Raw genomic sequence first — 22,650 nt, 5'->3', positions numbered from 1 at the left:
CTCAACCCCTCTGCGGGACGACCTGGAAATACACCGCGGTCATCACGAAGTTCGTCACGAACAGCAACATGAAGGTGATCACCACCGACTGGTTCACGGCGTCGCCCACACCCTTCGGCCCGCCCTTCGCGGTGAGTCCCTTGTACGAGGCGACGATCGCCGCGATCGCCCCGAAGACGAGTGCCTTGATCTCGGCCGCCCACAGGTCGGAGAGCTGGGCGAGGGTGGTGAAGGAGGCGAGATAGGCGCCCGGGGTGCCGTTCTGCAGAACGACGTTGAAGAAGTAGCCGCCGGCCACCCCGACCACCGACACCAGCCCGTTGAGCAGCACGGCCACCACCATCGAGGCCAGCACCCGCGGCACGACCAGCCGGTGGATCGGATCGATGCCGAGGACCTGCATCGCGTCGATCTCCTCGCGGATCTTCCGCGCCCCGAGGTCCGCGCAGATCGCCGTGCCGCCGGCGCCCGCGATCAGCAGCGCGGTGACGATCGGCGAGGCCTCGCGCAGCACGGCGAGCACGGAGGCGGCGCCGGAGAAGGACTGGGCACCGAGCTGCCGGGTCAGGCTGCCGATCTGTAGCGCGATGACCGCCCCGAAGGGAATGGACACGAGGGCCGTGGGCAGGATCGTGACACTCGCGATGAACCAGGCCTGCTGGATGAACTCCCTTGCCTGGAACGGCCGTCGGGGCAGCGTCCGGACGACGTCCAGCGCCATCGCGAACAGATTCCCCGACTGCCGGAGCGCTCCGGTCGGCGACAGTCTCATACGTCCGCCACCGCCTTCCGGCGCCGCAGCTCCGCTTCCCGCTCGGCGATCGCGTTCCAGCGCGGCGGCCGGAGGATGCCCGGGCCCGGCAGCAGGCGGGGAGTCAGAGCCTGACTGCCGGGAGTCTGTGTGCTGCCGTTGCCCAGTTGCGCGAGCTCCTGCTCGACCTGGGCCGCGTCCTTCTCCTCCGCCATGCCGATCGGGCCCTGCATCCTGCCGTTCAGGAACTGCCGCACGACCGGCTCCTCGCTGGTCAGCAGCTCCTCCCGCGGCCCGAACATGACCAGCTCGCGGCGGAACAACAGCCCGATGTTGTCCGGGACCTGGCGGGCGGAGGCGATGTCGTGCGTGACGATCAGGAAGGTCGCGTCGATCTGGGCGTTGAGGTCGACGATGAGCTGGTTGAGATAGGCGACGCGGACGGGATCGAGCCCGGAGTCGGGCTCGTCGAAGAGGATGATCTCGGGATCGAGGACCAGCGCCCGGGCCAGCCCGGCCCGCTTCCGCATCCCGCCGGAGATCTCACCGGGGAGTTTCGGCTCCGAACCGATCAGCCCGACCATGTCCATCTTCTCCAGCACGATGCGCCGGATCTCGCTCTCGGACTTACGGGTGTGCTCGCGCAGCGGGAACGCGATGTTGTCGTAGAGATTCATCGAGCCGAACAGCGCGCCGTCCTGGAACAGCACACCGAACAGCTTCCGCACCTCGTACAGCTCGTGCTCGCGCAGCCGGGTGATGTCCCGGCCCGCGATCTTCACGCTGCCCCGGTCCGGCTTCAGCAGCCCGACGAGCGTCTTGAGGAACACCGACTTGCCCGTGCCGGAGGGCCCGAGCATGACCGAGACCTCCCCGGCGGGCAGCGTCAGCGAGACGTCCTGCCAGATGACCTGGTGACCGAAGGACTTGGTCAGCCCTTCCACACAGATCTCGACACCCATCCGGTCCACCTCTCGGCCCGTGGAGCAGCTCCGACATCTGCTCTACGGGGAGGGGTGGGGGGTCCGTCGCGGGGGAGGCGGATTTTTTTCCAAGGGAGTGCGGGGGCGCACGGCAGCGCCCCGAAGGGGCGCGGGGAACTGCGCGACGAGCCACGATGACGCCGCAGACGATCGACGCACCTCACGGCATCTCACGGCCCCCGCGGCGGAGCCGCACATCGGGCACAGCCAGCGGAGCGCTAAGGCAGCCCGGTCGCAATCGGTGCCGGGACCGAGACCGCCACCGACGGTGTGGCGGGAACCTCGGAGAGGCTGGGCAACGTCGTCGCGGGCGTCGGAGCGTCCGGCAGCCCGGAGAGGTCGGGCGCACCCGGCAGGTCCGGGACGCTCGGGACCTCGGGGACGGCCGGCACCGCTGACAGCGAGGCCTTCGGCAGCGGCGGTACCGACAGCGGCAGCACGGAACGGTCGTGTGCGACGGTCGACGGCGCCCCCGTGGCCGATCGCGACGACAGCTCATGGGCGTTCGCGGCGGGCGTGCGGCCAGGGCTGTCGGGACGCAGGGTCTCGGCTGCCCCGGGGGCGGGGGACGCGGCGGGCCGGGGAGCCGTGGCCGGGCGGCTGCCGTTCAGTGCGTACGGCAGCACAAAGCCCGCCACCGCCAGCGTGGCCGCCGTCGACGCGGCCGCCACGGCCTGCGCCTTGCCGCCCGCCCGCAGCCGACCCCGCCCGAACAGGAACAGCGCGAACCCGAGCGTCCCCGCGAGCGAGGCGCGCAGCGTCCGCCGGGCCCGGGCCAGCAGCGACTCGACGGTCCGGTAGCTCAGCCCCATCCGCACCGCGACCTGGCTGACGTCCAGGTCCTCGGACTTCAGCCGCAGCGCCTCCGCCTGCCGGGCGGGCAGCTCATCGCTGCGCACCGCCAGCCACTTGGCCTCGGCCCGGTCGCACACGGCCTCCTCGACGGGCACCGGGCCCGGCGCGACGAGCGTGGGCCTGCTGTGCACCTCGGCCTCACGGTTGACCTGCCGGTACCGGTCGACGCACAGCCGCATGGTCACCGTCGTGAGCCAGGCCCCGAGCCGCTCGTCGTCCAGGTCCGGCCGCTCGGCGGCACGCAGCATCGCCTCGTGCACCGCGTCCTCGGCGTCCTCCTGGCTCATCGACCTGCGCCGGGCCACCCTGAGCAGCTGCTCCCGGTGGCTCCACATGCGCTGCCAACGCTCGTCGGCGGCTCTTGCCTCCGCAGACATCTCCGTCGCCATGAGGGCCCCTTTGCACTCAGCGCCTGTGTCGTATCCCCGGCCGGGCGCGCGACGCCTGGCACGTACGCTCGCCGCGCTGCCGAAACGCCCTGGCAGCTCCGCTACGAGGGCGCTCCGGCGCCTTGCGATCGCACGCACCAGCCGACGCGCGCTGATCCGGCCGGTGACAGGACACCGGCACTCACCCGCCGGTCTCGTCCCAGCCCGGCGGATGGCGACATTACCGCCCGGTAGCGGCGGTTGTGGAGGGGGAGGCGGGCATCGAGTCCCCGCCGTTACTGGTCAGCCACCGGTCAGCGGAACCCCGCTGGGCAGCAGGCCACCGGTGGGCAGAGCGACGGACGGGGTGGGGACCGGGGCGATCGGCTGCGTCGAAGTCACGGCTGCCGGGCGGGAGTTGGAGGGAGCCGGGGAGGCGGGCGCGGACGGGGTGGTGCTCGGCCGAGGGGACGGCTTCGGCGCCGGTTTCGGCGTCGGCGTGGGTTTCGGGCGCGAGGGTCCAGGACGCGCCGAGGACCGTACCGACGGCCCCGCGGAGCCGTCCGGCACCACCCGATGCCCCTCCAGGAAGTACCCGTACCAGGCCCGCACCGTGCGCAGATAGGCCTCCGAGTGGTTGTAGCCGAGGATCGCCCGGTCCAGCCCCGCAGGCTCGGACAGATTCCCCCCGGCCGCGCACAGATACCGCCCGGCGGCCAGCGCCGCGTCGAACACATTGCCCGGGTCCGCCCGCCCGTCGCCGTTCCCGTCCGCTCCCCAGCGGGCCCAGGTGGACGGAATGAACTGCATCGGCCCCACGGCACGGTCGTACACCGTGTCCCCGTCGTACGCACCACCGTCCGTGTCCGGTACGACGGCGAAGGCACCGCCGTCCAGACGCGGACCCAGGATCGGCGTGACGGTCGTGCCGTCCGCCGTCACCCGGCCGCCGTCCGCCTGCCCCGACTCCACCTGCCCGATCGCGGCCAGCAGCTGCCAGCGCAGCCCGCAGCCGGGTGCGGTGCGCGTGAGCTCCGCCTCGGCGTGCCGGTAGGCGGCGAAGACGGTCGCGGGCAGCGCGCCGCCGGTCACCGATGTCGACCCGCTTTCCGTTCCGGTGCTCGTTGCCTTGTGCCCCCGCGTGAGCGGCGGGAGATCGGTGCGGTACGGAGTGTCACCGGACACGCTCGGCCCGTGCTCCGCGGTCTCCCGGACCGGTACGGAGGCCCGAGCCTCGGTCGCCCCCGGTGCCTGCGACGCGGTCAGCGCGGCCACCGCCGCCGCTGCCACCGCCGTACCCCTGACCCGTCTGACCCTCTGCCCTGCCACGTCCTGTTCCCCTCCCTGCGAGCTGCTCTCGACTGCTCTACGGGGACGGGCGGCACGTCCGTCGGTGTGCCTACCCTGAAGGTGTGGCCCGGTCCAACGACGAGGTCGCCGCGCTGCTGCAGGAGTACGCGGACCTGATCTCGATCACCGGCGGAGACGCGTTCAAGGCGCGTGTCTACGAGAAGGCTGCCCGGTCGGTCGGCGGCCACCACGCCGATGTCTCCACGCTCGACCTCAAGGGCCTCCAGGAGATCCCGAACGTCGGGAAGTCGATCGCCCAGAAGATCATCGAGTACTTCGACAGCGGCAGCGTGTCCGCCGTCGAGGAGCTGCGGGCGAAGATCCCCGCCGGCGTACGACGGCTCACGGCCATCCCCACCCTCGGCCCGAAGAAGGCACTCACCGTCTACGAGGAACTGGGCATCTCCTCGGTCGACGAACTCGCCGACGCCATCCACGAGGAGCGGCTGCGCGACCTGAAGGGCTTCGGGCCGAAGACCGAGGAGAACATCCTCCACGGCATCTCGCTCCTCAAGTCCTCCGGGGGACGCGTCCACATCGACGTGGCCATGGACCTCGCCGACGACATCGTCACCGCGCTGTCCGCCGTGACGGGCTGCCTGCGCTGTACGTACGCAGGGTCACTGCGCCGGATGCGCGAGACGATCGGCGACATCGACATCCTCGCCGCGGCGAGGACATCGGCTCCGATCATGCGGGCGTTCACCGAGCTGCCGTACGTCACCGAGGTGATCGGGCAGGGCGAGAAGAAGACGTCCGTGCGGACGAGCAAGGGCCTCAATGTCGATCTGCGCGTCGTACCGCCGGACTCCTGGGGTGCGGCACTGCAGTACTTCACCGGCTCCAAGGCCCACAACATCCGCACCCGCGAGCTGGCCGTGCACCAGAAGCTGAAGCTCTCCGAGTACGGGCTCTTCGACGTCGAGAGCGGCGAGAAGATCGTCTCCGAGACCGAGGAGGAGGTCTACGCCCGGCTCGGGCTGCCCTGGATCCCGCCGACGCTGCGCGAGGACCGCGGGGAGATCGAGGCCGGGCTGCGCGACGAACTGCCCGACCTGGTGGCGGAGGCGGACCTCCGCGGCGACCTGCACACCCACACCGACCTCACCGACGGCCTCGCCCCGCTGGAGGAGATGGCGGAGGCTGCCGCCCGGCGCGGCTACGCCTACTACGCGATCACCGACCACGGTCCGGACCTGGCCATGCAGCGCATGACCGACGAGCGGATGCTGGCCCAGCGCGAGCGGGTGCGCGAGCTCGACGGGAGGTATGCCACCCGGGGCAGGCACGGCGGTCTGCGGCTGCTGCACGGCGTCGAGCTGAACATCGGCCCGGACGGCGAGGTGGACTGGCCCGCGGAGTTCCTCGCCGGCTTCGACCTGTGCGTGGCCTCCGTGCACTCGCACTTCAACCAGGGGCGCGAGGCCCTGACCCGGCGGCTCGTACGGGCCTGCGAGAACCCGTACGTCAACGTCATCGGCCACCCCACCACCCGCCTCATCGGCAAGCGGCCCGGCATCGACGCCGACCTCGACGCGGTCTTCGCGGCCTGCGCCCGCACCGGCACCGCCCTGGAGATCAACGCCCACCCGGACCGCCTCGACCTGCGCGACGAGGACATCCTGCGGGCCGGGCGGCACGGCGTGAAGTTCGCCGTCGACAGCGACGCCCACGCCGTCCCCCACCTGGCGAACATGCGCTACGGCGTCGGCACCGCCCAGCGCGGCCGGCTCACCAAGGAGGACGTGATCAACACCTGGCCGGAGCGCCGGCTGCGGAGCTTCCTGAAGAAGGGGAGGTCATGACAGAGAGACCTGCCCGAAAATCCGTACAGGGCGTTAGGTTGAGCGCGTGCGATTGAGAGTGGAGTTCACGACCGAGCCCTTCGACCTGGACGAGGCGCCCGCGCACGCGGTGGTCGCCCGTCAGGTCATCGAAGCCGCCGAGCTCGACGCGGTGGACGTCGGCCCCTTCGGCAACACGGCCGAGGGCGGCGCCGACGCCGTGCTCACCGCCGTGGACGCCCTGCTCCGCAAGACACTGGAAGCCGGCGCCACCCGGGTCTCGCTGCAGGTCAACGTCGTCGGCGCGGCGGGGGAGGGCGACGCGTGACCGGCACCGACGAGCCGTTCATCACGGCCGTGAAGCCGCTGGTCGACGCCATGGGCGGCGAGCTGCTGCCGCCCGACGAGGCCGGCCCCGACGACGTCGTGCTCGCCTGGGAGGGCGCCGACGTGGTCGCCGTACGCCTGCCCCAGCTCGCCGACTCCCTCGACCACATCCTCGCCGCCATGGAGCGCAAACAGGGCAGGCCCCTGGCCGACCTGGACCGCAAGGCCAAGCAGGAGGTCGTACGGATACTCGAGGCGCGCGGCGCCTTCTCCGTACGGCACGGCGTGGAGACCGTCGCGGGCGCGCTCGGCGTCAGCCGGTTCACGGTCTACAACTACCTGAACCGCGAGAAGGACAGCTGAGCGTCACCCAGGTCTGTCTCCAGGGTTTGTTACCCCGAATTTTCAACAAAGTGTTGACGGGATGTTGCGTGGGGGCGTTAGCTGACTCCCGTGACTTCGACTTCCGCGTCCCCCGGCCTGGCCCGGTTCAACGCCCTGGAGGAGCACGCGGCCTACGCCGCCCTCCACGAGGCGTGTGCCTCCGCGACCTGGGTGAAGCGACTGCAGGCCGCCCGCCCCTACGCCACCGCCGACGACCTCTTCACCGCGAGCGACGCCGCCATGGCCGAGCTGACCACCGCGGACCTGGAGGAGGCGATGGCCGGCCACCCGCCGATCGGCCGCCCCAAGGAGGGCGACCCGACATCCGCCCGGGAACAGGCCGGCATGGCCGGCGCCGCCGAGGACCTCAAGGCGGACATGCTCGAACTGAACCTGGCCTACCAGGACAGGTTCGGCCATGTGTTCCTCATCTGCGCCACCGGCCGGACCGGCGAGCAGATGCGGGACGCGGTCAAGGAGCGGATCGGCAACTCGCCGGAGCAGGAGCGGGAGATCGTCCGCACCGAGCTGGGCAAGATCAACCGCATCCGACTGGCACGACTCGTCGAAGAGGACTGACAGCAGCATGAGCACAAGCACCACCGCCTCCGTGTCCACACACATCCTGGACACCAGCATCGGCCGCCCCGCCGAGGGCGTCGCCATCGAGCTCTCCGCCCGTAGCGGGCGGGAGGCCGCATGGCAGGCGCTCGGCGGCTCCGCGACCGACGCGGACGGACGGTGCAAGGACCTCCCGGCCCTGCCGGAGGGCACCACACACGTACGGCTCGACTTCGCAGTCGAGGCGTATTTCTTGAAGTTCGAGAACAAGCAAGCCGATGCGCAGCAGGACGCCCCCGCGAATCGGGACAGCGGTGCCGTGTTCTTCCCCGAGGTGGCGATCACCTTCGCCGTGAAGCCCGGGGAGCATTACCACGTACCGCTGCTGCTCAACCCGTTCGGCTACTCCGTTTACCGAGGGAGCTAGCAGACATGCCCACGATCCTGGGACAGAACCAGTACGGCAAGGCCGAGAACCGAGTCGTAAAGATCACGCGGGACGGCGCCACCCACCACATCAAGGACCTGAACGTCTCGGTCGCGCTCTCCGGCGACATGGACGAGGTCCACTACTCCGGCTCCAACGCCAATGTCCTGCCGACCGACACCACCAAGAACACGGTGTACGCGTTCGCCAAGGAGCACGGCATCGAGTCGGCCGAGCAGTTCGGCATCCATCTGGCCCGGCACTTCGTGACCAGCCAGGAGCCGATCCAGACGGCCCGGATCCGCATCGAGGAGTACGCCTGGGAGCGGATCGCGGCGTCCGACGCCAACTCCCAGTTCATCGGCGCGGACGAGGTCAAGCACTCGTTCGTCCGCAAGGGCCAGGAGACCCGGCTCACGCAGATCACCTACGACGGTGAGAAGTGGGAGGTCGTCTCCGGGCTGAAGGACCTGGTCGTGATGAACTCGACCAACTCCGAGTTCTGGGGCTACGTCAAGGACAAGTACACAACGCTCCCGGAGGCCTACGACCGCATCCTGGCCACCCAGGTCTCGGCCCGCTGGCGGTTCAACTGGACCGACGACGAGCAGCGGATGCCCAGCTGGGAGAAGTCCTACGAGCAGACCAAGAAGCACATGCTCCAGGCCTTCGCCGAGACGTACTCGCTCTCGCTCCAGCAGACCCTGTACCAAATGGGTTCGCGGATCATCAACAACCGCAGTGAGATCGACGAGGTCCGCTTCTCGCTGCCGAACAAGCACCACTTCCTCGTCGACCTGGAGCCCTTCGGGCTGAAGAACGACAACGAGGTGTACTTCGCCGCCGACCGCCCGTACGGCCTGATCGAGGCCACCATCCTGCGGGACGGCTGCGAGCCGAAGATCCCCGTGGACCTGACGAACCTGTAGTAGTTCCTTCTCGGCACCCGCGGCCGGCGGGCCTCCTCGCCGGCCGCGGTACTCAAATTCCCCAGGGTCCTGCCGTGCCCGCTCCATAAAGTCCACTGAGCGAAAAGGACGAATCATGGCAGCAGCCCAGCGCACCGTCATCGAGAACTGTTCGATCGCAACGGTCGACGCCGACGACACCGAGTACGGACACGGCCACGTCGTCATCGCCGGCAACCGCATCGAGTCGCTCGGCGCGGGCAGGGCCCCCGAGGGCCTGGAGAACGTCGTACGCCGAATCGACGCCTCCGGCCACCTGGTGACCCCCGGCCTGGTCAACACCCACCACCACTTCTACCAGTGGATCACCCGGGGCCTGGCCACCGACCACAACCTCTTCAACTGGCTGGTCGCGCTGTACCCGACGTGGGCGCGCATCGACGAGCCGATGGTGTACTCGGCCGCCCAGGGGTCTCTCGCGATGATGGCCCGCGGCGGCGTGACCACCGCCATGGACCACCACTACGTCTTCCCGAAGGACTCCGGCGACCTGTCCGGCGCCATCATCCGCGCCGCCCGCGAGACGGGCGTCCGCTTCACCCTCGCCCGCGGCTCCATGGACCGCAGCGAGAAGGACGGCGGCCTGCCCCCGGACTTCGCCGTCGAGACCCTCGAAGGCGCCCTCGCCGCGACCGAGGCCACCGTCAAGGAGCACCACGACGCCTCCTTCGACTCGATGACCCAGGTGGCCGTGGCGCCCTGCTCGCCCTTCTCCGTCTCCACCGAACTCCTGCGTGAGGGCGCCGAGTTGGCCCGCCGCCTCGGGGTGCGCCTGCACACCCACGGTTCGGAGACCGTCGAGGAGGAGCAGTTCTGCAAGGAACTGTTCGGCATGGGCCCGACCGACTACTTCGAGTCCACCGGCTGGCTCGGCGAGGACGTGTGGATGGCGCACTGCGTCCACATGAACGACTCCGACATCGCCGCCTTCGCCCGTACGAAGACGGGTGTCGCCCACTGCCCCTCGTCGAACGCCCGGCTGGCGGCCGGCATCGCCCGCGTCCCCGACATGCTGGCGGGCGGCGTCCCGGTCGGCCTCGGCGTCGACGGCACCGCCTCCAACGAGTCCGGCGAACTGCACACCGAGCTGCGCAACGCCCTGCTCATCAACCGCCTCGGTGCGCACAGGGAAGCGGCCTTGAACGCCCGCCAGGCGCTGCGCCTCGGCACCTACGGCGGCGCCCAGGTGCTCGGCCGCAGCGCCGAGATCGGCTCCCTGGAGCCCGGCAAGCTCGCCGACCTGGTGCTGTGGAAGCTGGACACCCTCGCCCACGCCTCCATCGCCGACCCGGTCACCGCGCTGGTCTTCGGCGCGGCGGCCCCGGTCACGGCCTCCTTCGTCAACGGCCGTCAGATCGTCGAGGACAACCGTCTGCTGCACGTCGACGAGGACGCGATCGCGCGCTCGACACGAGCCGAGGCCCAGCGCCTGGCGCGGATCGCCGCGCAGGGCTGACCAGTTCAAGATCTCCGGTCGAGGGGGACGGCCCTCGACCGGTAGCCGTGGACCCCAGTGGTTCCATGGCGGCCGTATTCGGGGCGCGCATGGACGTGCGCGCCCCGGAACGGTCACCGTTCCCCTCCCCACAGAACGGTCCGTCCCGGTCCCGCACGACCACACGCATCACCTCCATGAAACCCACGTCAGAGCCGACGTGTTAGCCGCTCGGAGGAGCCGCCGTGACCGCCACCCCACCGCTGGACGAGACCCACCCCGTCGACGAGAAACTCCCCGCCCTCAAAATGGCGACCACCGGCCTGCAGCACGTGGCCGCCATGTACGCGGGGGTTGTCGCCCCACCCCTGATAGTCGGCGCGGCCATAGGCCTCTCCGCCACCGAACTCACCTTCCTCACCGGCGCCTGCCTCTTCACCGCCGGCCTCGCCACCTTCCTGCAGACCCTCGGCATCTGGAAGATCGGCGCCCGGCTGCCCTTCGTCAACGGCGTCACCTTCGCCGGCGTCGCCCCCATGACCGCGGTCGTCGCCTCCACCAAGGACAAGTCCGACGCCCTGCCGATCATCTACGGCGCGGTCATCGTCGCGGGCCTGCTCGGCTTCATAGCCGCGACCTTCTTCAGCAAGGCGATCCGCTTCTTCCCGCCGGTCGTCACCGGCACGGTCATCACGCTCATCGGCATCTCTCTGCTCCCGGTCGCCTTCGGCTGGGCACAGGGCCCCAATCCCGCGGCGCACGACTACGGTTCGACGACCAATCTGGGTCTGGCGGCCGCAACTCTCGCGATCGTGCTGGTGCTCCGCCGGTTCACCCGCGGTTTCGTCAAGCAGATCGCCGTACTGCTGGGCCTGGTCGCAGGCACGCTGATCGCGATCCCCTTCGGCGTGACGGACTTCGGTCCGGTGGCGGACGCGCACGTGATCGGCTTCCCGACCCCGTTCCACTTCGGCGCACCGCAGTTCCAGCTCGCCGCGATCCTGTCCCTGTGCGTGGTGATGGTGGTCTCGATGACCGAGTCGACCGCGGACATGCTGGCGCTCGGCGAGATCGTCGAACGCCCGGCGGACGAGAGGACCATCGCGGCCGGCCTGCGCGCCGACACCCTCGGCTCGGCCCTCAGCCCGCTGTTCAACGGCTTCATGTGCAGTGCCTTCGCCCAGAACATCGGCCTGGTCGCGATGACCAGGATCCGCAGCCGCTACGTCGTCGCCACCGGAGGCGGCTTCCTGGTCCTGATGGGCCTGTGCCCGATGGCCGCCTCGCTCATCGCCGTCGTACCGCGCCCGGTGCTCGGCGGCGCGGGCGTCGTCCTGTTCGGCTCGGTGGCCGCGAGCGGCATCCAGACCCTCGTCAAGGCGGGCCTGGACAAGGACAACAACGTCCTGATCGTCGCCGTATCGCTGGCCGTCGGCATGATCCCGATCACCGCGCCGGACTTCTACCACGCCTTCCCGCAGACGGCGAAGATCGTCCTGGACTCGGGCATCTCCACGGGCTGTGTGGCGGCGGTCTTCCTGAACCTGGTCTTCAACCATCTCGGCAAGGGCCGTGAGGCCCAGGACGTCACCCATCCCATGGAGACCGGCGAGCAGATCGCGGCCGCCGCCCACTGACCTGCTGACCCGGTGCTGCGGGGCACGGTTTCCGCCGTGCCCCGCACCCATGACCCGTGATGGGGCAGTCTGTCCTCCATGAACGAGTCCGGCCGCGTCGAGGCCTTCAGCGACGGCGTGTTCGCCATCGCCATCACCCTGCTCATCCTGGAGATCAAGGTTCCGGAGGTGGGCGAACACGGCGGCCTGTGGCACGCGTTGGGTGCCCAGTGGCCCTCGTACGCCGCCTATGTGGTGAGCTTCCTGGTCATCGGCATCATGTGGATCAACCACCACCAGGTGTTCAGCTATGTCGCCCGAGTCGACCGCACCCTGATGTTCCTGAACCTGCTGCTTCTGATGGTGGTGGCCGCGGTGCCGTGGCCGACCGCGATGCTCGCCGAGTACCTGCGCGAGGACGCGGCCTCGCATGTCGCCGCCGCCGTCTACAGCCTGGTCATGGTCCTGATGGCGCTCACCTTCCAGGCCCTGTGGTGGCATCTGACCCGCACCGGCCACCTGTTCGACGCCCGCGTCGACGTCCCGGCGGCCCGGGCGACCCGCGCCCGCTTCGCCCTGGGCACCCTCGGCTACCCGGCCACGGTGGGCCTCGCCTTCGTCTCGGCACCGCTCACGCTGGCCGCGCACGGTCTGCTTGCCTTGTACTACGGCTTCAATCAGGTACCGGTGCCGACGCGCGAGGCCCCGGCCAGTTCATGAGGTTGGCCAGCAACTCGGCCTGCTCGATCGCGTCGTCGAGCGCGTGGTGCGTGTGGCGGCGGTTCGACAGCAGATGGCGGGGCATCGTGCCCTTGGCGACTGCCCGCAGCGGCAGCCCCGCCTTCGTCGCGTACAGCGTCTTCATGTCCAGGCAGCCCGAGTGCCCGAACGGGCTCGCCCCGGTGAAGCGGATCAGGTACCAGTACAGGAACATCCAGTCGTACGGGGCCGGGTAGCCGCACATCACGGGCTGCGCTCCGACGCCGACCTCGCGCACCCAGTCGGTGAACTCGGCGAGTGCGACGGCCGGTTCGGCACCCTCGGCCCTCAGCCGCTCCCGGTCGAGCCCGCTGACCGCGAGCGCCTCCGGCACGAACTCCTCGCTGATCGGCCGTAGTTCACGGTAGAAGGTCTGCCGCTCGGGGTCGGCGGCGGTGAACCCGTCGGCGTCCTGCGTCCCGGCGACCGCGGCGCCGAAGCTCAGCATCGAGTACGGACCGGGGACGGGGCCGTCGGCTTCGATGTCGATGGAGATATAGCGGCTGGGTTTGAGGCGTCGCGTTCTTTCGGCCATGAGGAGGGAGCATCGCAGGTGGGCGGGTCGCCCGCATCCGGAATTCGGGCGCGACGGACGTGCTTCAGCTCCGGCGGATCGCCTGGCAGGGCGTCGCGTCCGGCAGCCGGCCGGTGAAGTACGAGCGGGGCGGTACGCCCATCAGGGTGCGGAAGTCGGTCGTCATGTGCGACTGGTCGTAGTAGCCGATCGCGGCGGCCAGTTCGGCCCAGGAGCAGGTCGGGGCGTGGTCCAGCACCGTGCGGACGCGGTTGATGCGGGCGTAGTGCTTGGGGGAGAGGCCGACGCCCTCGGCGAACAGATTGCGCAACTGGCGCTCGCTGACGGCGAGTTCGCGGGCCACGTCGCCCACGTGGACGGGCGTGCGGCCGGTGCGGACCGACATGGCGTCGACGCCCGCCCGCACCAGTTCGGTGCGGGAAGGGTCCGTGGCGGCCGCGAGTCGTTCGGGGAGCACCTCGGCGAGATGGGCCAGAGCCTCCTCGGGCTCCAACCGGCCCAGCACTTCGGCCAGTTGGCGTGCGAACGGGGCTGGAAGCTCGCCCAGCTGCACCGCACGGCCGACGAGGTCGACGGCCGGAATGCCGAGCAGGGGGCGGACGGTGCCGGGCGCGAGCCGCAGCTCCACGCAGGACGCGCGGCGCTTGCCCCGGTGGTAGGAGGCGCGGGCGCGCGGGCCGACGACCAGGGCGCTGCGCGTGCCGTGTTCCCCGGTGCGGACGACCACCTTGGTGGCGGCCTCCGGGAGATGGACGAAGGGCTCCGACGGCACGTCACCGACCCACACGGACCCGATGCCCGCGATCCACGGGCGCAGCACCTCGGGCGTGGGCAGGACCTCTCGGGACACGATGTTCGTCACCCCTCCACGGTAAGCGCGCCGCACAGCCGACCGGGCCCCGGAACCGTGCCGGAATTTCCAAGAGATACGGGCCGTCCGCCGCCCACTGTGGTGGACATGATCCTTGTGACGGGTGCCACGGGCACCATCGGCAGTGAAGTCGTACGGCGACTCGCGGCGCGCGGCGAGAAGGTCCGCGCACTGACTCGGGACCCGGCGAAGGCCCGGGTGCCGTCCGGAGTGGAGTCCGTGCCGGGTCACCACCGCGACCGGGCCTCGGTCGAGGCCGCGATGGCGGGTGCCCAGGCCGCCTTCCTGGTGGGTGTGTTCGGGCCGGGGGAGGCCGAGCACGACCGCGGGCTGGTGGCGGCGGCGCGGGCCGCGGGAGTGCGGCGGATCGTGAAGCTCTCCTCGATCGGCACCGGCGACCCCGAGCTGGGTGTCTTTGCGACCTGGCACATGCCCGGTGAGGAGGCCGTGCGGGACAGCGGACTGGAGTGGACGATCCTGCGCCCCTCCTCCTTCGCCTCCAACACCCTGAACTGGGCCGCGGCGGTCCGCGAGGGCGCGCCCGCGCCGAACATGATGGGCGACGGCAAGCAGGGTGTCGTGGACCCGCGGGACATCGCCGAGATCGCCGTGGCGGCGCTGCTCGACCCCGCGCACTCGGGGCGCACGTACACCCTGACCGGTCCCGAGACCCTCAGCGCCCACGAGCAGGCCGCCGTCCTCGGCGAGGTCCTCGGCCGTGCGGTGCCGCTCCACGACCTCTCCCCGGAGGAGCGCCGCGAACAGTTGCTCTCGGCCGGCCTGGGCGAGGCGTACGCGGACAGCCTCATGGCCGCCGCCCGGTTCATCAGCGAGGGCGGCAACGACATCGTCGCCGAGGACGTGCCGCAGGTGCTGGGCCGACCGGCGCGGACGTACCGGTCGTGGGCCGGGGACCACCGGGACGCTTTTGCACCGGCCGACTGATACCTGGCGGCGGCCGTCAGTCACGTACCGGCTCGGTACGGGTCCTGACCACGGCCGCCGCCAGCACCAGCGCCCCCGCCGCGATCAATGCCGCCACCCGGAACGCCAGCTGGTACCCCTGTGCCGTGGCCGGTACCCAGCCCGGAGCTGTTGGACGCGTAGGCCGCGCGGCTTGCTACAGCCCGAACAGCGCCGGGTCCGTGGACAGTTCCTTGAAGAACTCCCGCGGGTTGGGCACCAGCCGCCGCTGCTTCAGGTCCATCAGGCCGACGACCGCGGTGACCTCTGCCGCCACCGTGCCGTCGGCCTTCCGTATCGTCTGCTCGATGTGGAACGTCTTGCCGCCGCCCCACTCGAACGCGCACGTCACCTCGATCTCGTCGCCGGCGACGAGCTCACGCTTGAAGTGCAGGGTGGTGGACAGGGCCGCCGGGCCCACGCCCCTGGCCAGGAGGGTCGCCTGGGTCATCCCGGCCGCATGCAGTAAGGACCAGCGGGCGTGCTCCGCGTAGTTGAGGTACACGGCCTGGTTGAGGTGCCCCAGCACATCGGTCTCGTACCCGCGCACGGTCACCGGGACGGAAAACGGTTCGGTCACTGCTTTCTCTCCTCGTACAGCTCGCACTGATGGACGATGTGACCGACCGATCTTGGCATGCCTCGCTATGCCCGGCGGGGCGATGCCAGCACATAACGCGCCCTGGAACGTGCGTCGTTGTGCTCGCCGACCTGCCATCCCGCCGCCTCCAGCGTGGTCGCGCAGGCCCGCAGCGCCCCCGGATCCGGCTCGTGCACGGCGACGGCCTCCGGCTGCGGGGTGGCACGCACCCGGTACCCGACCAGGTCCGCACCGGCAGGGCGGTGACCGGCCGCCTCCAGAGCGAGCGCGGCGGCCTGCACCAGATGCGTACGCTCCCAGCCGCACGGCCGGTCCATGGCACCGTCCGGATTGGTCATCCGGCGCAGCTCCAGCAACCCCTGCCAGGCGCTGCGCACCTCGCGGGTACGGGCGGGGCCGGTGCCCGGCGGCTCCTCCTCACCACCGACCCGCGCGACGAACACTCCGGTGGCGGCGGGCGCCTCGGGCTCGGGGTCGGGTGTCCCCGGCTCCTCGGCCTCCCGTATCCGATGCCCGGCCGGCGTCAGAAAGTGGTCGTGCGGAGGCCGCGGATGGCGGAAGGCGAACCCCCACTTCACCAGCGCCGCCAGCTGCGCCTGCGTACCCCTCAGCCGCCCGGTCACAGGGTCGGCGGCATCGATCACACGCCGCTGCGCGGCGGTCGGCGGTCGTGTCACGGCATGCCCCTTTCCGGCCTTCCCGGCGTTGGGCCCCTGGTCTCCCCAGGCCCCCACCTGCTTCGAAGGCTACGACGCGGGTCTGACAACCGGTCCCGTCACGACCACCGGTCCGGGCACGACCCCCGGCCCGCCCGACGCCTACGCCCCGGGCCGCACATTCCACCCCGCGATCACCGGCCGCCCGTGCTCCGTCCCCAGCCGGCACACCGTCCCCGTCGCCAGCTGGAACAGCGCACCGCCCGACGCCGGCAGCCCCAGCCGCCGGGCCGTCAGCACCCGTAGAAAATGGCCGTGCGCCACCAGCACCACGCACCCCTCGGTGTTCGCGAGCGCCGCGTCCACCTTGGCCAGCATGCGGTCCGCGCGGTGGCCGACCTGCTCGGGTGTCTCCCCGGGGTGGTCCGGCGGTCCGGGCACGACCCCGTCCGTGAACAGGAACCAGTCGGGCCGGGTGCGCTGGATCTCGACGGTGGTGATGCCCTCGTAGCCGCCGTAGTCCCACTCCCGCAGGTCCGGGTCGACCCGGACGTCGTGCAGCCCGATCAGCTCCGCCGTCTCCCGTGCCCGCTGCGACGGGCTGACGAACGCGGCGCCGATCCGGTGCGAGCGGATCAGCGGCACCAGCTGCCGGGCCTCCTCCCGGCCGCGCTCGGTCAGCGGCACATCCGTCCAGCCGGTGTGCCGCCCGGACCGCGACCATTCGGTCTCGCCGTGCCGGACGAGGAAGACATCGCTCATGCCTGACAGGCTAGGAGGCGGGCGGGCCCGGCGCCCGGCGCCGCTACTGCCGGTACCCGCTCAGGAACCGCCCGATCCGCCCGATCGCCGCCTCCAGATCGTCCGCATACGGGAGTGTGAGGATGCGGAAGTGGTCCGGGGTCGGCCAGTTGAAGCCGGTGCCCTGGACCACCTGGATCTTCTCCCTCAGCAGCAGGTCCAGGACGAACTTCTCGTCGTCGTGGATCTTGTGCACCTTGGGGTCGATGCGCGGGAAGGCGTACAGCGCGCCCTTCGGTTTCACGCAGGACACACCCGGGATCTCGTTCAGCTTCTCCCAGGCGACATTGCGCTGTTCGTGCAGGCGGCCGCCCGGTGTGGTCAGGTCGCGGATGGACTGGCGGCCGCCGAGCGCGGCCTGGATGGCGTACTGGGCGGGCGCGTTGGCGCACAGCCGCATGGAGGCCAGCATGGTCAGGCCCTCCAGGTAGTTGCGTGCGTGCTGCTTCGGCCCCGTGACGACCAGCCAGCCCGAGCGGAAGCCCGCCACCCGGTATGTCTTCGACAGGCCGCAGAAGGTGAGGACCACCAGGTCGGGGGCGAGGGCCGCGGCCGAGTGGTGGACCGCGTCATCGTAGAGGATCTGGTCGTAGATCTCGTCGGCGAAGACCATCAGGCCGTGGCGGCGGGCGAGGTCGAGGATGCCCTCGATGATCTCCTTCGGGTAGACCGCGCCGGTGGGGTTGTTCGGGTTGATGATGACCACGGCCTTGGTGCGGTCCGTGATCTTCGACTCCATGTCCGCCAAGTCCGGGTACCAGTCGGACTGTTCGTCGCAGAGGTAGTGGACCGCCTTGCCGCCCGCGAGGGTCGTCACCGCCGTCCAGAGGGGGAAGTCCGGGGCGGGGATCAGGATCTCGTCGCCGTCCTCGACCAGCGCCTGTACGGCCATCGAGACCAGCTCGGAGACGCCGTTGCCCAGGAACACGTCGTCGACGCCGACCTCCAGGCCCCGCTCCTGGTAGCGCTGGGCGACGGCCCGGCGGGCGGAAGTCGGTGTAGCCGTGCGCCTGCGGGAGCATCCGGATCATGTCCTGGAGGATCTCCTCCGGCGCCTCGAAGCCGAACAGCGCGGGGTTGCCGGTGTTCAGGCGCAGCACGCTGTGGCCCGCCTCCTCCAGTGCGTTGGCGTGCTCGATCACCGGGCCGCGGATCTCGTAACAGACCTCGCTGAGCTTGTTCGACTGCCGGAACTCCATGCTCGCTCGCCCCTCCGGTTTCGTGTGTTGCTTGGTTTTACCAAGTTCGAGCTTGGAAAGTCCAACAACTTGTCTAGACTGCGTCGCATGTCACCACGCCGAAGCTACGACCAGTACTGTTCCGCCGCCCGCGCCCTCGACCTCGTCGGCGACCGCTGGACCCTGCTGATCGTCCGGGAGCTGCTGGCCGGACCCCGCCGCTACACCGACCTGCACGCGGACCTGCCCGGCGTGAGCACGGACGTACTCGCCTCCCGGCTGAAGGACATGGAGCGGGACGGACTCGGCACCCGCCGCCGGCTGCCGCCGCCCGGTGCGGCCTACGTCTACGAACTGACCCCGCGGGGGCGGGAGTTGTTGCCGGTGCTGCAGGCGCTGAGCCGGTGGGGAGAGGCCGAGCTGGGCGAGCGGCGACCCACGGACGCCCTGCGGGCGCACTGGTTCGCGCTGCCTCTCCTGCGTTCGCTGGAGAGTTCCTCGGGCGGGGAGGGGCTCGTCGAAGTCCGCCTGGAGGAAGGGGACTTCCATCTGTACGTCGGTGCCGACGACGGGCCCGTGTACGGTGACGGGCCGGCTCCCGGCGAGCCCGACGCGCGCCTCGTCCTGGACGCCGACACCTGTACGGCCATCGGCCGCGGGGAATTGAGCATGGCCGACGCGGTGCGCGACGGGCGGGTCGCCGTCACCGGCGACGGCACCTTCGCGAAGGCGTTGCGCGAGGCGTGAGACGAGAGAAGGCCCGCCTGAAGCGGGCCTTCTGTCGGCGCGTCAGGCGCCCGGCGGCATCCGCGAAGGCCGCCCCGCCCCCCGCGTCAGCGCGTATCCGCCGATGCCTGCCAGTGCGGCCAGCGCCGCGCCCACCGCGGTCCACACCCACCGGTCCGACCACCAGCCGGACGCCCAGCCGTCCTCGGGCTCGATGCTCGACAGCACGGCGGACTTCGACGAATCCCCCTCGTCCGACTGGGACTTGGACGTCACCGCGATCCCCGGTACCAGCGGCTTCGCCAGCGAGCCGTCCACCGCCGCCGAGCCGCCGATGTCCTTCGCGTCGGCCTGGACCGAGGCGCCGATCGGCTGACCGAGGTCGGCCGTCGCCAGGTTCACCACCGTCAGACGTATGTAGTACGTCCCCGGCAGCGGGTCATTGGCCCAGGCCTCCGACCAGGCGCGCACGGTACGCAGGGTGCAGGCAAGGTCGACCGAGGCGGTGCCCGGGGCCGCGGTGCGCGTCTGCGCCCCGTACTGGCAGGCCTGGCGGCGCCGCAGTCCGTCGTAGACGTCGATCTGCCAGGTCTGCGCGGCATGCGCGGCCGGGAGCTTCACCGTCGCCTTGACAGTGGGGCGCTGACCGGCGTCCGCGGGGAACGACCAGTACAGGTAGTCGCCCGTGGAGCCGCTTGCCGTGGCCTGCTGCCCCTGCTCGATCTCGGTCGCCGTACGGAAGGACGTACCCGCCGAGGTCGGCGCCGAGCTGTCGCCCGAGGCGCTGGGCGACGGCGAGGAATCGGCGGCCGCGGGAGCGGCCGCCAGCCCCAGCATGAGCAGGGCCGCGCTCAACACACGTGTCATCCACATCAGTTGGTCCTCCAGACCGCGACCCGCCAGCGCGACAGCCAGCCCCAGATCAGACCGGCGAGGAAGCCGACCAGCACCAATACGCCGAGCAGCCACCAGCCGCGTCCGAGGCCGAAGGAGGCCACGTCACCGGCGTGGGAGGGGCCGCTGACGACGTCGACGGTCAGCTCCAGCGGCAGGCCGGGCGTGGCCTTCACGCCCGAGGCCGCCGAGAAGGAGTTGGTGACCTGGAGGCACACCGTCTCGGCCGGTGCGTTGTCATCGTCGCTCTCGGCCCTCGGATAGCGCAGACCCGTCGAGATCACGTCCGTACGGCCGTTGCCCGTCCCCTCGCCACGTACGATCTCGCGGCCCTTCACGGTCACCGCACGCAGCAGCACGCCGTAGTCCGGGTTCACGGCCCGGTCGGCCGCCACACTCACCGAAGCCCGCAGCTCCTGGCCGGGGTTCACGTCCACGCGGTAGAAGCGCTGCTGCCCGAACTCCTCGCGGTCGGTGTACAGACCGGACTTCAGGGTCGGGGCGTCGGTGCACTGCGCGGCGCCCTCGGTGGCGACCGGCGTCACCACGGGGTCGGCCGCCCGGTCCACCAACTGGTTGACCCTGTCGGTGAGTTCGTCCGCATGCTCGACCGAGGTGTATGTGCCGCCGGTCGCCTCCGCGATACAGCTGAGCTGCTTGCGCATCTTCGTGTTCGGCACCAGACCGAGCGTGTCGATCGTCATCCCGATGCCCTTGGCGGCTATCTCGCGGGCCACCTCGCACGGGTCGAGCGGGGCGCAGGTGTCCTCGCCGTCGCTGATCAGCACGATCCGCTTGGAGCCGGTGCCGCCGTTCAGGTCGTCGGCCGCCTTCAGCAGGGCCGGGCCGATCGGGGTCCAGCCGGTGGGCGAGAGGGTCGCCACCGCCGTCTTGGCCTCGGTGCGGTCCAGCGTGCTGACCGGGTAGAGCTGCGCGGTGTCCTTGCAGCCCGTCTTCTGGTCGTTGCCCGCGTAGTTGGCGCCGAGCGTGCGGATGCCGAGCTGGACCTCCTCGGGCGTCGCGTCGAGCACCTCGTTGAACGCCTGCTTCGCCGCGGCCATCCGGGTCCCGCCGTCGATGTCCCGGGTCCGCATGGAACCACTGACGTCGAGGACGAGATCGACCTTCGCGGTGGCCTCGCCCGTGGGTTCGCCGGCGGTCGCCGCGGCCGGGAACGCGATCCCGGCCGCCAGGGCGGCGAGCAGGGCGCACACCCCTGCCGCCAGCCGTTGTCTTCTGATCATCGGCGGATCCTATTGATCAGAGGCGCCGCCCTCCAAAACGAGCGCGGAACGAGCGCCGAACGACCGTCAGCCGGCCTGCGGCCGCAGGGGATTGGGCAGCCGGGCCCACTGGTCCCCGGGCGTCCCCGGCTCCATCCGCATCAGCGTCAACGCCTTCGCGGGCAGCGGCTCTTCGAGCAGCGCGACCAGATCGGGGGTGCGCGGCAGACTCCGTACGGCCGTCTCCAGCGCCGTCCCGAGCGCAGCCGCCGAACCCGCCGTACCCGCAAGGGCGCCCGCCACCAGCGACCCGAACAGCTTGCGACACAGCGTCGCCACGTCGTCCGTGACGATCCGTCCGGAAAGATCCGGGACGGGGATGCCGTGCCGGGCCAGCCGCGCCGGGCTGACGCGGATGTCCGCGAGATCGCGGTAGACCAGCCGCAGCGGGGCACCCGTCTCCGACAGGACCACCAGGAGGTTCTGGCCGTGCGCCTCCAGGGCCACTCCAAGCTCCAGCAGGCGCAGGCCTACGGTCAGGGTGAGGCGGGTGAAGTCGGCGAGCCAGGCGGGGGATTCGGGCAGCGCGGTGGTGGCGAGCGCGGCCACCGGCACGACCCGCTCGCCGCGCGCCGTCGAGGCGTACGTCTGCGGGGACTCCCGCAGTACGGCGGCGAGGTCCGGCGACTGGGCCGTGGCCGCACCCAACGTCCGCGTGACGTGCAGGAGGCCGTCGGCGCGCGCCGCCAGCGACTCCGCGAAGGCCGACAAGGTTGCCGACAGCGCGATCGAGTAGACCGAGATGTCCCGCACCGAGGACGTCAGCCGGGCGCTCAGCGCGGTCTTGACATGCGGCCCGCCGGGCACCGCGAGCGTGCGCAGGGACATCAGCGGATGCACCGCGCGCCAGTCGTCGCACGTCCGCTTGAGCACATGCGCCGCCTGCCACGGGTGCACCGGGAGCAACAGCCGCCCGCCGTCCCGCAGTTCGTCCGGCCACGCCCCCGTCAGCAGGCACTCCGCCGCCCGCACCGGCACCGTCCCCAGCGTCACCACCGGCCGGTGCTCAGGCCCGTAGGCGAGCTGCTCGGCCACCGAGAAGCCGGGCCGGGAACGGCAGCCCGGGTGATACGGATGCCCGTCGACGACCCGCTGCTCCCACCCCCAGTCGACCGCGGGCCACTCCGTCGTATGGCGCGTGAGGTGTTCCCGACCGGCCCGCGACAGCGCCAACGACGCGACGCTGTGCCCGAGTTCGGCCGCGAAGCCGACGCAGTGCGGTACGCCGAGGTCCGCCATCAGCCGCGCCGGATGGTCGTACGCCATGCTGTCGAGATGTACGACGGAGACGTACGGGGCGGTGGCATACGGATCCGCCGTCGGTCCATGCAGCCGGCGGCCGTCGCGCAGGCGCAGGGTCAGGCCCTCCCGGTCCTGCTCCCGGCCCGTGATCCACGGCAGCGGCTCATGGGCGAGCGCGCGCCACAGCCGGGTCAGCACGGCGGCGCGGGCGCCCGGCAGCTCGGCCGCGTACCGTGCCGAGAGGGCCGGACGTACGCCGGCCAGCTCGTCGGCGACCTCGGCCTCTGCGGGGTGGGGACGGTGCACGGGCGGGCTCCTCGGGTACGAGTAGG

23 protein-coding genes and 1 pseudogene are annotated in these 22,650 nt (G+C 70.9%); 11 read left to right on the top strand and 13 right to left on the bottom strand.

The window, feature by feature from the left end:
• Position 1: 1 nt before the first annotated feature.
• From P2Q00_RS48095 to P2Q00_RS48080, 4 genes are all read right to left on the bottom strand, one after another.
• The gene (locus tag P2Q00_RS48095) at positions 2-772 is read right to left on the bottom strand and encodes an MlaE family ABC transporter permease (RefSeq protein ID WP_275781304.1); all 771 of its coding nucleotides are present in this window, start codon (positions 770-772) and stop codon (positions 2-4) included.
• Positions 769-1,713, bottom strand: a complete 945-nt coding sequence (locus P2Q00_RS48090) for an ABC transporter ATP-binding protein (protein ID WP_275781303.1) — start codon at positions 1,711-1,713, stop codon at positions 769-771. Before P2Q00_RS48090 ends, P2Q00_RS48095 begins: the two co-directional genes overlap by 4 nt.
• A gap of 239 nt (positions 1,714-1,952) precedes the next feature.
• Positions 1,953-2,978, bottom strand: a complete 1,026-nt coding sequence (locus P2Q00_RS48085) for an RNA polymerase sigma factor (RefSeq protein WP_275781302.1) — start codon at positions 2,976-2,978, stop codon at positions 1,953-1,955.
• Between the two features lie 282 nt (positions 2,979-3,260).
• Positions 3,261-4,286, bottom strand: a complete 1,026-nt coding sequence (locus P2Q00_RS48080; RefSeq protein ID WP_275781301.1) for a lytic transglycosylase domain-containing protein — start codon at positions 4,284-4,286, stop codon at positions 3,261-3,263.
• Between the two features lie 83 nt (positions 4,287-4,369).
• Between P2Q00_RS48080 and polX the strand changes: the two genes are divergently transcribed.
• The 9 genes from polX (at position 4,370) to P2Q00_RS48035 (ending at position 12,529) form a co-directional block, all read left to right on the top strand.
• The gene (gene polX / locus P2Q00_RS48075) at positions 4,370-6,112 is read left to right on the top strand and encodes a DNA polymerase/3'-5' exonuclease PolX (RefSeq protein ID WP_275781300.1); all 1,743 of its coding nucleotides are present in this window, start codon (positions 4,370-4,372) and stop codon (positions 6,110-6,112) included.
• 46 nt (positions 6,113-6,158) lie between these two features.
• A complete protein-coding gene (locus P2Q00_RS48070) occupies positions 6,159-6,419 on the top strand; it encodes a YkoF family thiamine-binding protein (protein WP_275781299.1) in 261 nt (86 codons plus the stop codon).
• Complete coding sequence (locus tag P2Q00_RS48065; RefSeq protein ID WP_275781297.1) at positions 6,416-6,781, top strand: helix-turn-helix domain-containing protein; 366 nt, start codon at positions 6,416-6,418, stop codon at positions 6,779-6,781. Before P2Q00_RS48070 ends, P2Q00_RS48065 begins: the two co-directional genes overlap by 4 nt.
• A 90-nt stretch (positions 6,782-6,871) precedes the next feature.
• Complete coding sequence (gene uraD / locus P2Q00_RS48060) at positions 6,872-7,381, top strand: 2-oxo-4-hydroxy-4-carboxy-5-ureidoimidazoline decarboxylase (protein WP_275781296.1); 510 nt, start codon at positions 6,872-6,874, stop codon at positions 7,379-7,381.
• A 7-nt stretch (positions 7,382-7,388) separates the two neighbouring features.
• Positions 7,389-7,790 (top strand): hydroxyisourate hydrolase, encoded by a 402-nt coding sequence (gene uraH / locus P2Q00_RS48055; RefSeq protein ID WP_275781294.1) that lies wholly within the window; start codon positions 7,389-7,391, stop codon positions 7,788-7,790.
• A 5-nt stretch (positions 7,791-7,795) separates the two neighbouring features.
• The gene (pucL, locus tag P2Q00_RS48050; protein ID WP_275781292.1) at positions 7,796-8,719 is read left to right on the top strand and encodes a factor-independent urate hydroxylase; all 924 of its coding nucleotides are present in this window, start codon (positions 7,796-7,798) and stop codon (positions 8,717-8,719) included.
• A 115-nt stretch (positions 8,720-8,834) separates the two neighbouring features.
• Entirely contained in the window at positions 8,835-10,214 is a 1,380-nt protein-coding gene (locus P2Q00_RS48045) for an 8-oxoguanine deaminase (protein WP_275781291.1), read from the top strand.
• A 224-nt stretch (positions 10,215-10,438) separates the two neighbouring features.
• Positions 10,439-11,830: a nucleobase:cation symporter-2 family protein gene (locus tag P2Q00_RS48040; protein WP_275781290.1), complete on the top strand. Its 1,392-nt coding sequence runs from the start codon at positions 10,439-10,441 to the stop codon at positions 11,828-11,830.
• Between the two features lie 78 nt (positions 11,831-11,908).
• Positions 11,909-12,529 carry a TMEM175 family protein gene (locus P2Q00_RS48035; RefSeq protein ID WP_275781289.1) on the top strand — a complete coding sequence of 207 codons (621 nt, stop codon included), beginning with the start codon at positions 11,909-11,911 and terminating at the stop codon, positions 12,527-12,529.
• On the opposite strand, the gene P2Q00_RS48030 is transcribed toward P2Q00_RS48035, so the two are convergent.
• Both P2Q00_RS48030 and P2Q00_RS48025 read right to left on the bottom strand, forming a co-directional pair.
• Entirely contained in the window at positions 12,483-13,103 is a 621-nt protein-coding gene (locus P2Q00_RS48030) for a 3'-5' exonuclease (protein ID WP_275781280.1), read from the bottom strand. The genes P2Q00_RS48035 and P2Q00_RS48030 overlap by 47 nt on opposite strands.
• A gap of 64 nt (positions 13,104-13,167) precedes the next feature.
• Entirely contained in the window at positions 13,168-13,965 is a 798-nt protein-coding gene (locus tag P2Q00_RS48025) for a helix-turn-helix domain-containing protein (protein ID WP_275781278.1), read from the bottom strand.
• Positions 13,966-14,061: 96 nt separating this feature from the next.
• On the opposite strand from P2Q00_RS48025, the gene P2Q00_RS48020 reads away from it, so the two are divergent.
• The gene (locus P2Q00_RS48020) at positions 14,062-14,919 is read left to right on the top strand and encodes an NAD(P)H-binding protein (RefSeq protein ID WP_275781276.1); all 858 of its coding nucleotides are present in this window, start codon (positions 14,062-14,064) and stop codon (positions 14,917-14,919) included.
• Between the two features lie 175 nt (positions 14,920-15,094).
• Here the strand turns inward: P2Q00_RS48020 and P2Q00_RS48015 are convergent, their stop codons facing one another.
• From P2Q00_RS48015 to P2Q00_RS48000, 4 genes and pseudogenes are all read right to left on the bottom strand, one after another.
• On the bottom strand, positions 15,095-15,517 hold the full coding sequence (locus P2Q00_RS48015) for an acyl-CoA thioesterase (RefSeq protein ID WP_275781274.1): 423 nt from the start codon (positions 15,515-15,517) through the stop codon (positions 15,095-15,097).
• A 65-nt stretch (positions 15,518-15,582) separates the two neighbouring features.
• Positions 15,583-16,215, bottom strand: a complete 633-nt coding sequence (locus P2Q00_RS48010; RefSeq protein WP_275781269.1) for a hypothetical protein — start codon at positions 16,213-16,215, stop codon at positions 15,583-15,585.
• Positions 16,216-16,356: 141 nt separating this feature from the next.
• The gene (locus tag P2Q00_RS48005) at positions 16,357-16,956 is read right to left on the bottom strand and encodes a histidine phosphatase family protein (protein WP_275781267.1); all 600 of its coding nucleotides are present in this window, start codon (positions 16,954-16,956) and stop codon (positions 16,357-16,359) included.
• A gap of 43 nt (positions 16,957-16,999) precedes the next feature.
• Positions 17,000-18,194, bottom strand: a pseudogene (locus P2Q00_RS48000) (pyridoxal phosphate-dependent aminotransferase).
• Positions 18,195-18,281: 87 nt separating this feature from the next.
• On the opposite strand from P2Q00_RS48000, the gene P2Q00_RS47995 reads away from it, so the two are divergent.
• Positions 18,282-18,920: a winged helix-turn-helix transcriptional regulator gene (locus P2Q00_RS47995; RefSeq protein WP_275781265.1), complete on the top strand. Its 639-nt coding sequence runs from the start codon at positions 18,282-18,284 to the stop codon at positions 18,918-18,920.
• A gap of 42 nt (positions 18,921-18,962) precedes the next feature.
• Here the strand turns inward: P2Q00_RS47995 and P2Q00_RS47990 are convergent, their stop codons facing one another.
• The 3 genes from P2Q00_RS47990 to P2Q00_RS47980 form a co-directional block, all read right to left on the bottom strand.
• A complete protein-coding gene (locus P2Q00_RS47990; protein ID WP_275781263.1) occupies positions 18,963-19,772 on the bottom strand; it encodes a hypothetical protein in 810 nt (269 codons plus the stop codon).
• Complete coding sequence (locus P2Q00_RS47985) at positions 19,772-21,037, bottom strand: VWA domain-containing protein (protein ID WP_275781261.1); 1,266 nt, start codon at positions 21,035-21,037, stop codon at positions 19,772-19,774. Before P2Q00_RS47985 ends, P2Q00_RS47990 begins: the two co-directional genes overlap by 1 nt.
• Before the next feature lie 66 nt (positions 21,038-21,103).
• The gene (locus P2Q00_RS47980) at positions 21,104-22,624 is read right to left on the bottom strand and encodes an IucA/IucC family protein (RefSeq protein ID WP_275781259.1); all 1,521 of its coding nucleotides are present in this window, start codon (positions 22,622-22,624) and stop codon (positions 21,104-21,106) included.
• Between the last annotated feature and the right edge of the window lie 26 nt (positions 22,625-22,650).

The organism is Streptomyces coacervatus (assembly GCF_029223485.1).
GTDB lineage: Bacteria > Actinomycetota > Actinomycetes > Streptomycetales > Streptomycetaceae > Streptomyces > Streptomyces coacervatus.
This window is presented reverse-complemented; position numbering and strand designations above follow the sequence as displayed.

Excerpts from the sequence above, each read along its gene's own strand:
- P2Q00_RS48095 (WP_275781304.1), bottom strand. The coding sequence starts at position 772 with ATGAGACTGTCGCCGACCGGAGCGCTCCGGCAGTCGGGGAATCTGTTC.
- P2Q00_RS48090 (WP_275781303.1), bottom strand. The coding sequence starts at position 1,713 with ATGGGTGTCGAGATCTGTGTGGAAGGGCTGACCAAGTCCTTCGGTCAC.
- P2Q00_RS48085 (WP_275781302.1), bottom strand. The coding sequence starts at position 2,978 with ATGGCGACGGAGATGTCTGCGGAGGCAAGAGCCGCCGACGAGCGTTGG.
- uraH (WP_275781294.1), top strand. The coding sequence starts at position 7,389 with ATGAGCACAAGCACCACCGCCTCCGTGTCCACACACATCCTGGACACC.
- pucL (WP_275781292.1), top strand. The coding sequence starts at position 7,796 with ATGCCCACGATCCTGGGACAGAACCAGTACGGCAAGGCCGAGAACCGA.
- P2Q00_RS48045 (WP_275781291.1), top strand. The coding sequence starts at position 8,835 with ATGGCAGCAGCCCAGCGCACCGTCATCGAGAACTGTTCGATCGCAACG.
- P2Q00_RS48035 (WP_275781289.1), top strand. The coding sequence starts at position 11,909 with ATGAACGAGTCCGGCCGCGTCGAGGCCTTCAGCGACGGCGTGTTCGCC.
- P2Q00_RS48030 (WP_275781280.1), bottom strand. The coding sequence starts at position 13,103 with ATGGCCGAAAGAACGCGACGCCTCAAACCCAGCCGCTATATCTCCATC.
- P2Q00_RS48020 (WP_275781276.1), top strand. The coding sequence starts at position 14,062 with ATGATCCTTGTGACGGGTGCCACGGGCACCATCGGCAGTGAAGTCGTA.
- P2Q00_RS48005 (WP_275781267.1), bottom strand. The coding sequence starts at position 16,956 with ATGAGCGATGTCTTCCTCGTCCGGCACGGCGAGACCGAATGGTCGCGG.
- P2Q00_RS47995 (WP_275781265.1), top strand. The coding sequence starts at position 18,282 with ATGTCACCACGCCGAAGCTACGACCAGTACTGTTCCGCCGCCCGCGCC.
- P2Q00_RS47990 (WP_275781263.1), bottom strand. The coding sequence starts at position 19,772 with ATGTGGATGACACGTGTGTTGAGCGCGGCCCTGCTCATGCTGGGGCTG.
- P2Q00_RS47985 (WP_275781261.1), bottom strand. The coding sequence starts at position 21,037 with ATGATCAGAAGACAACGGCTGGCGGCAGGGGTGTGCGCCCTGCTCGCC.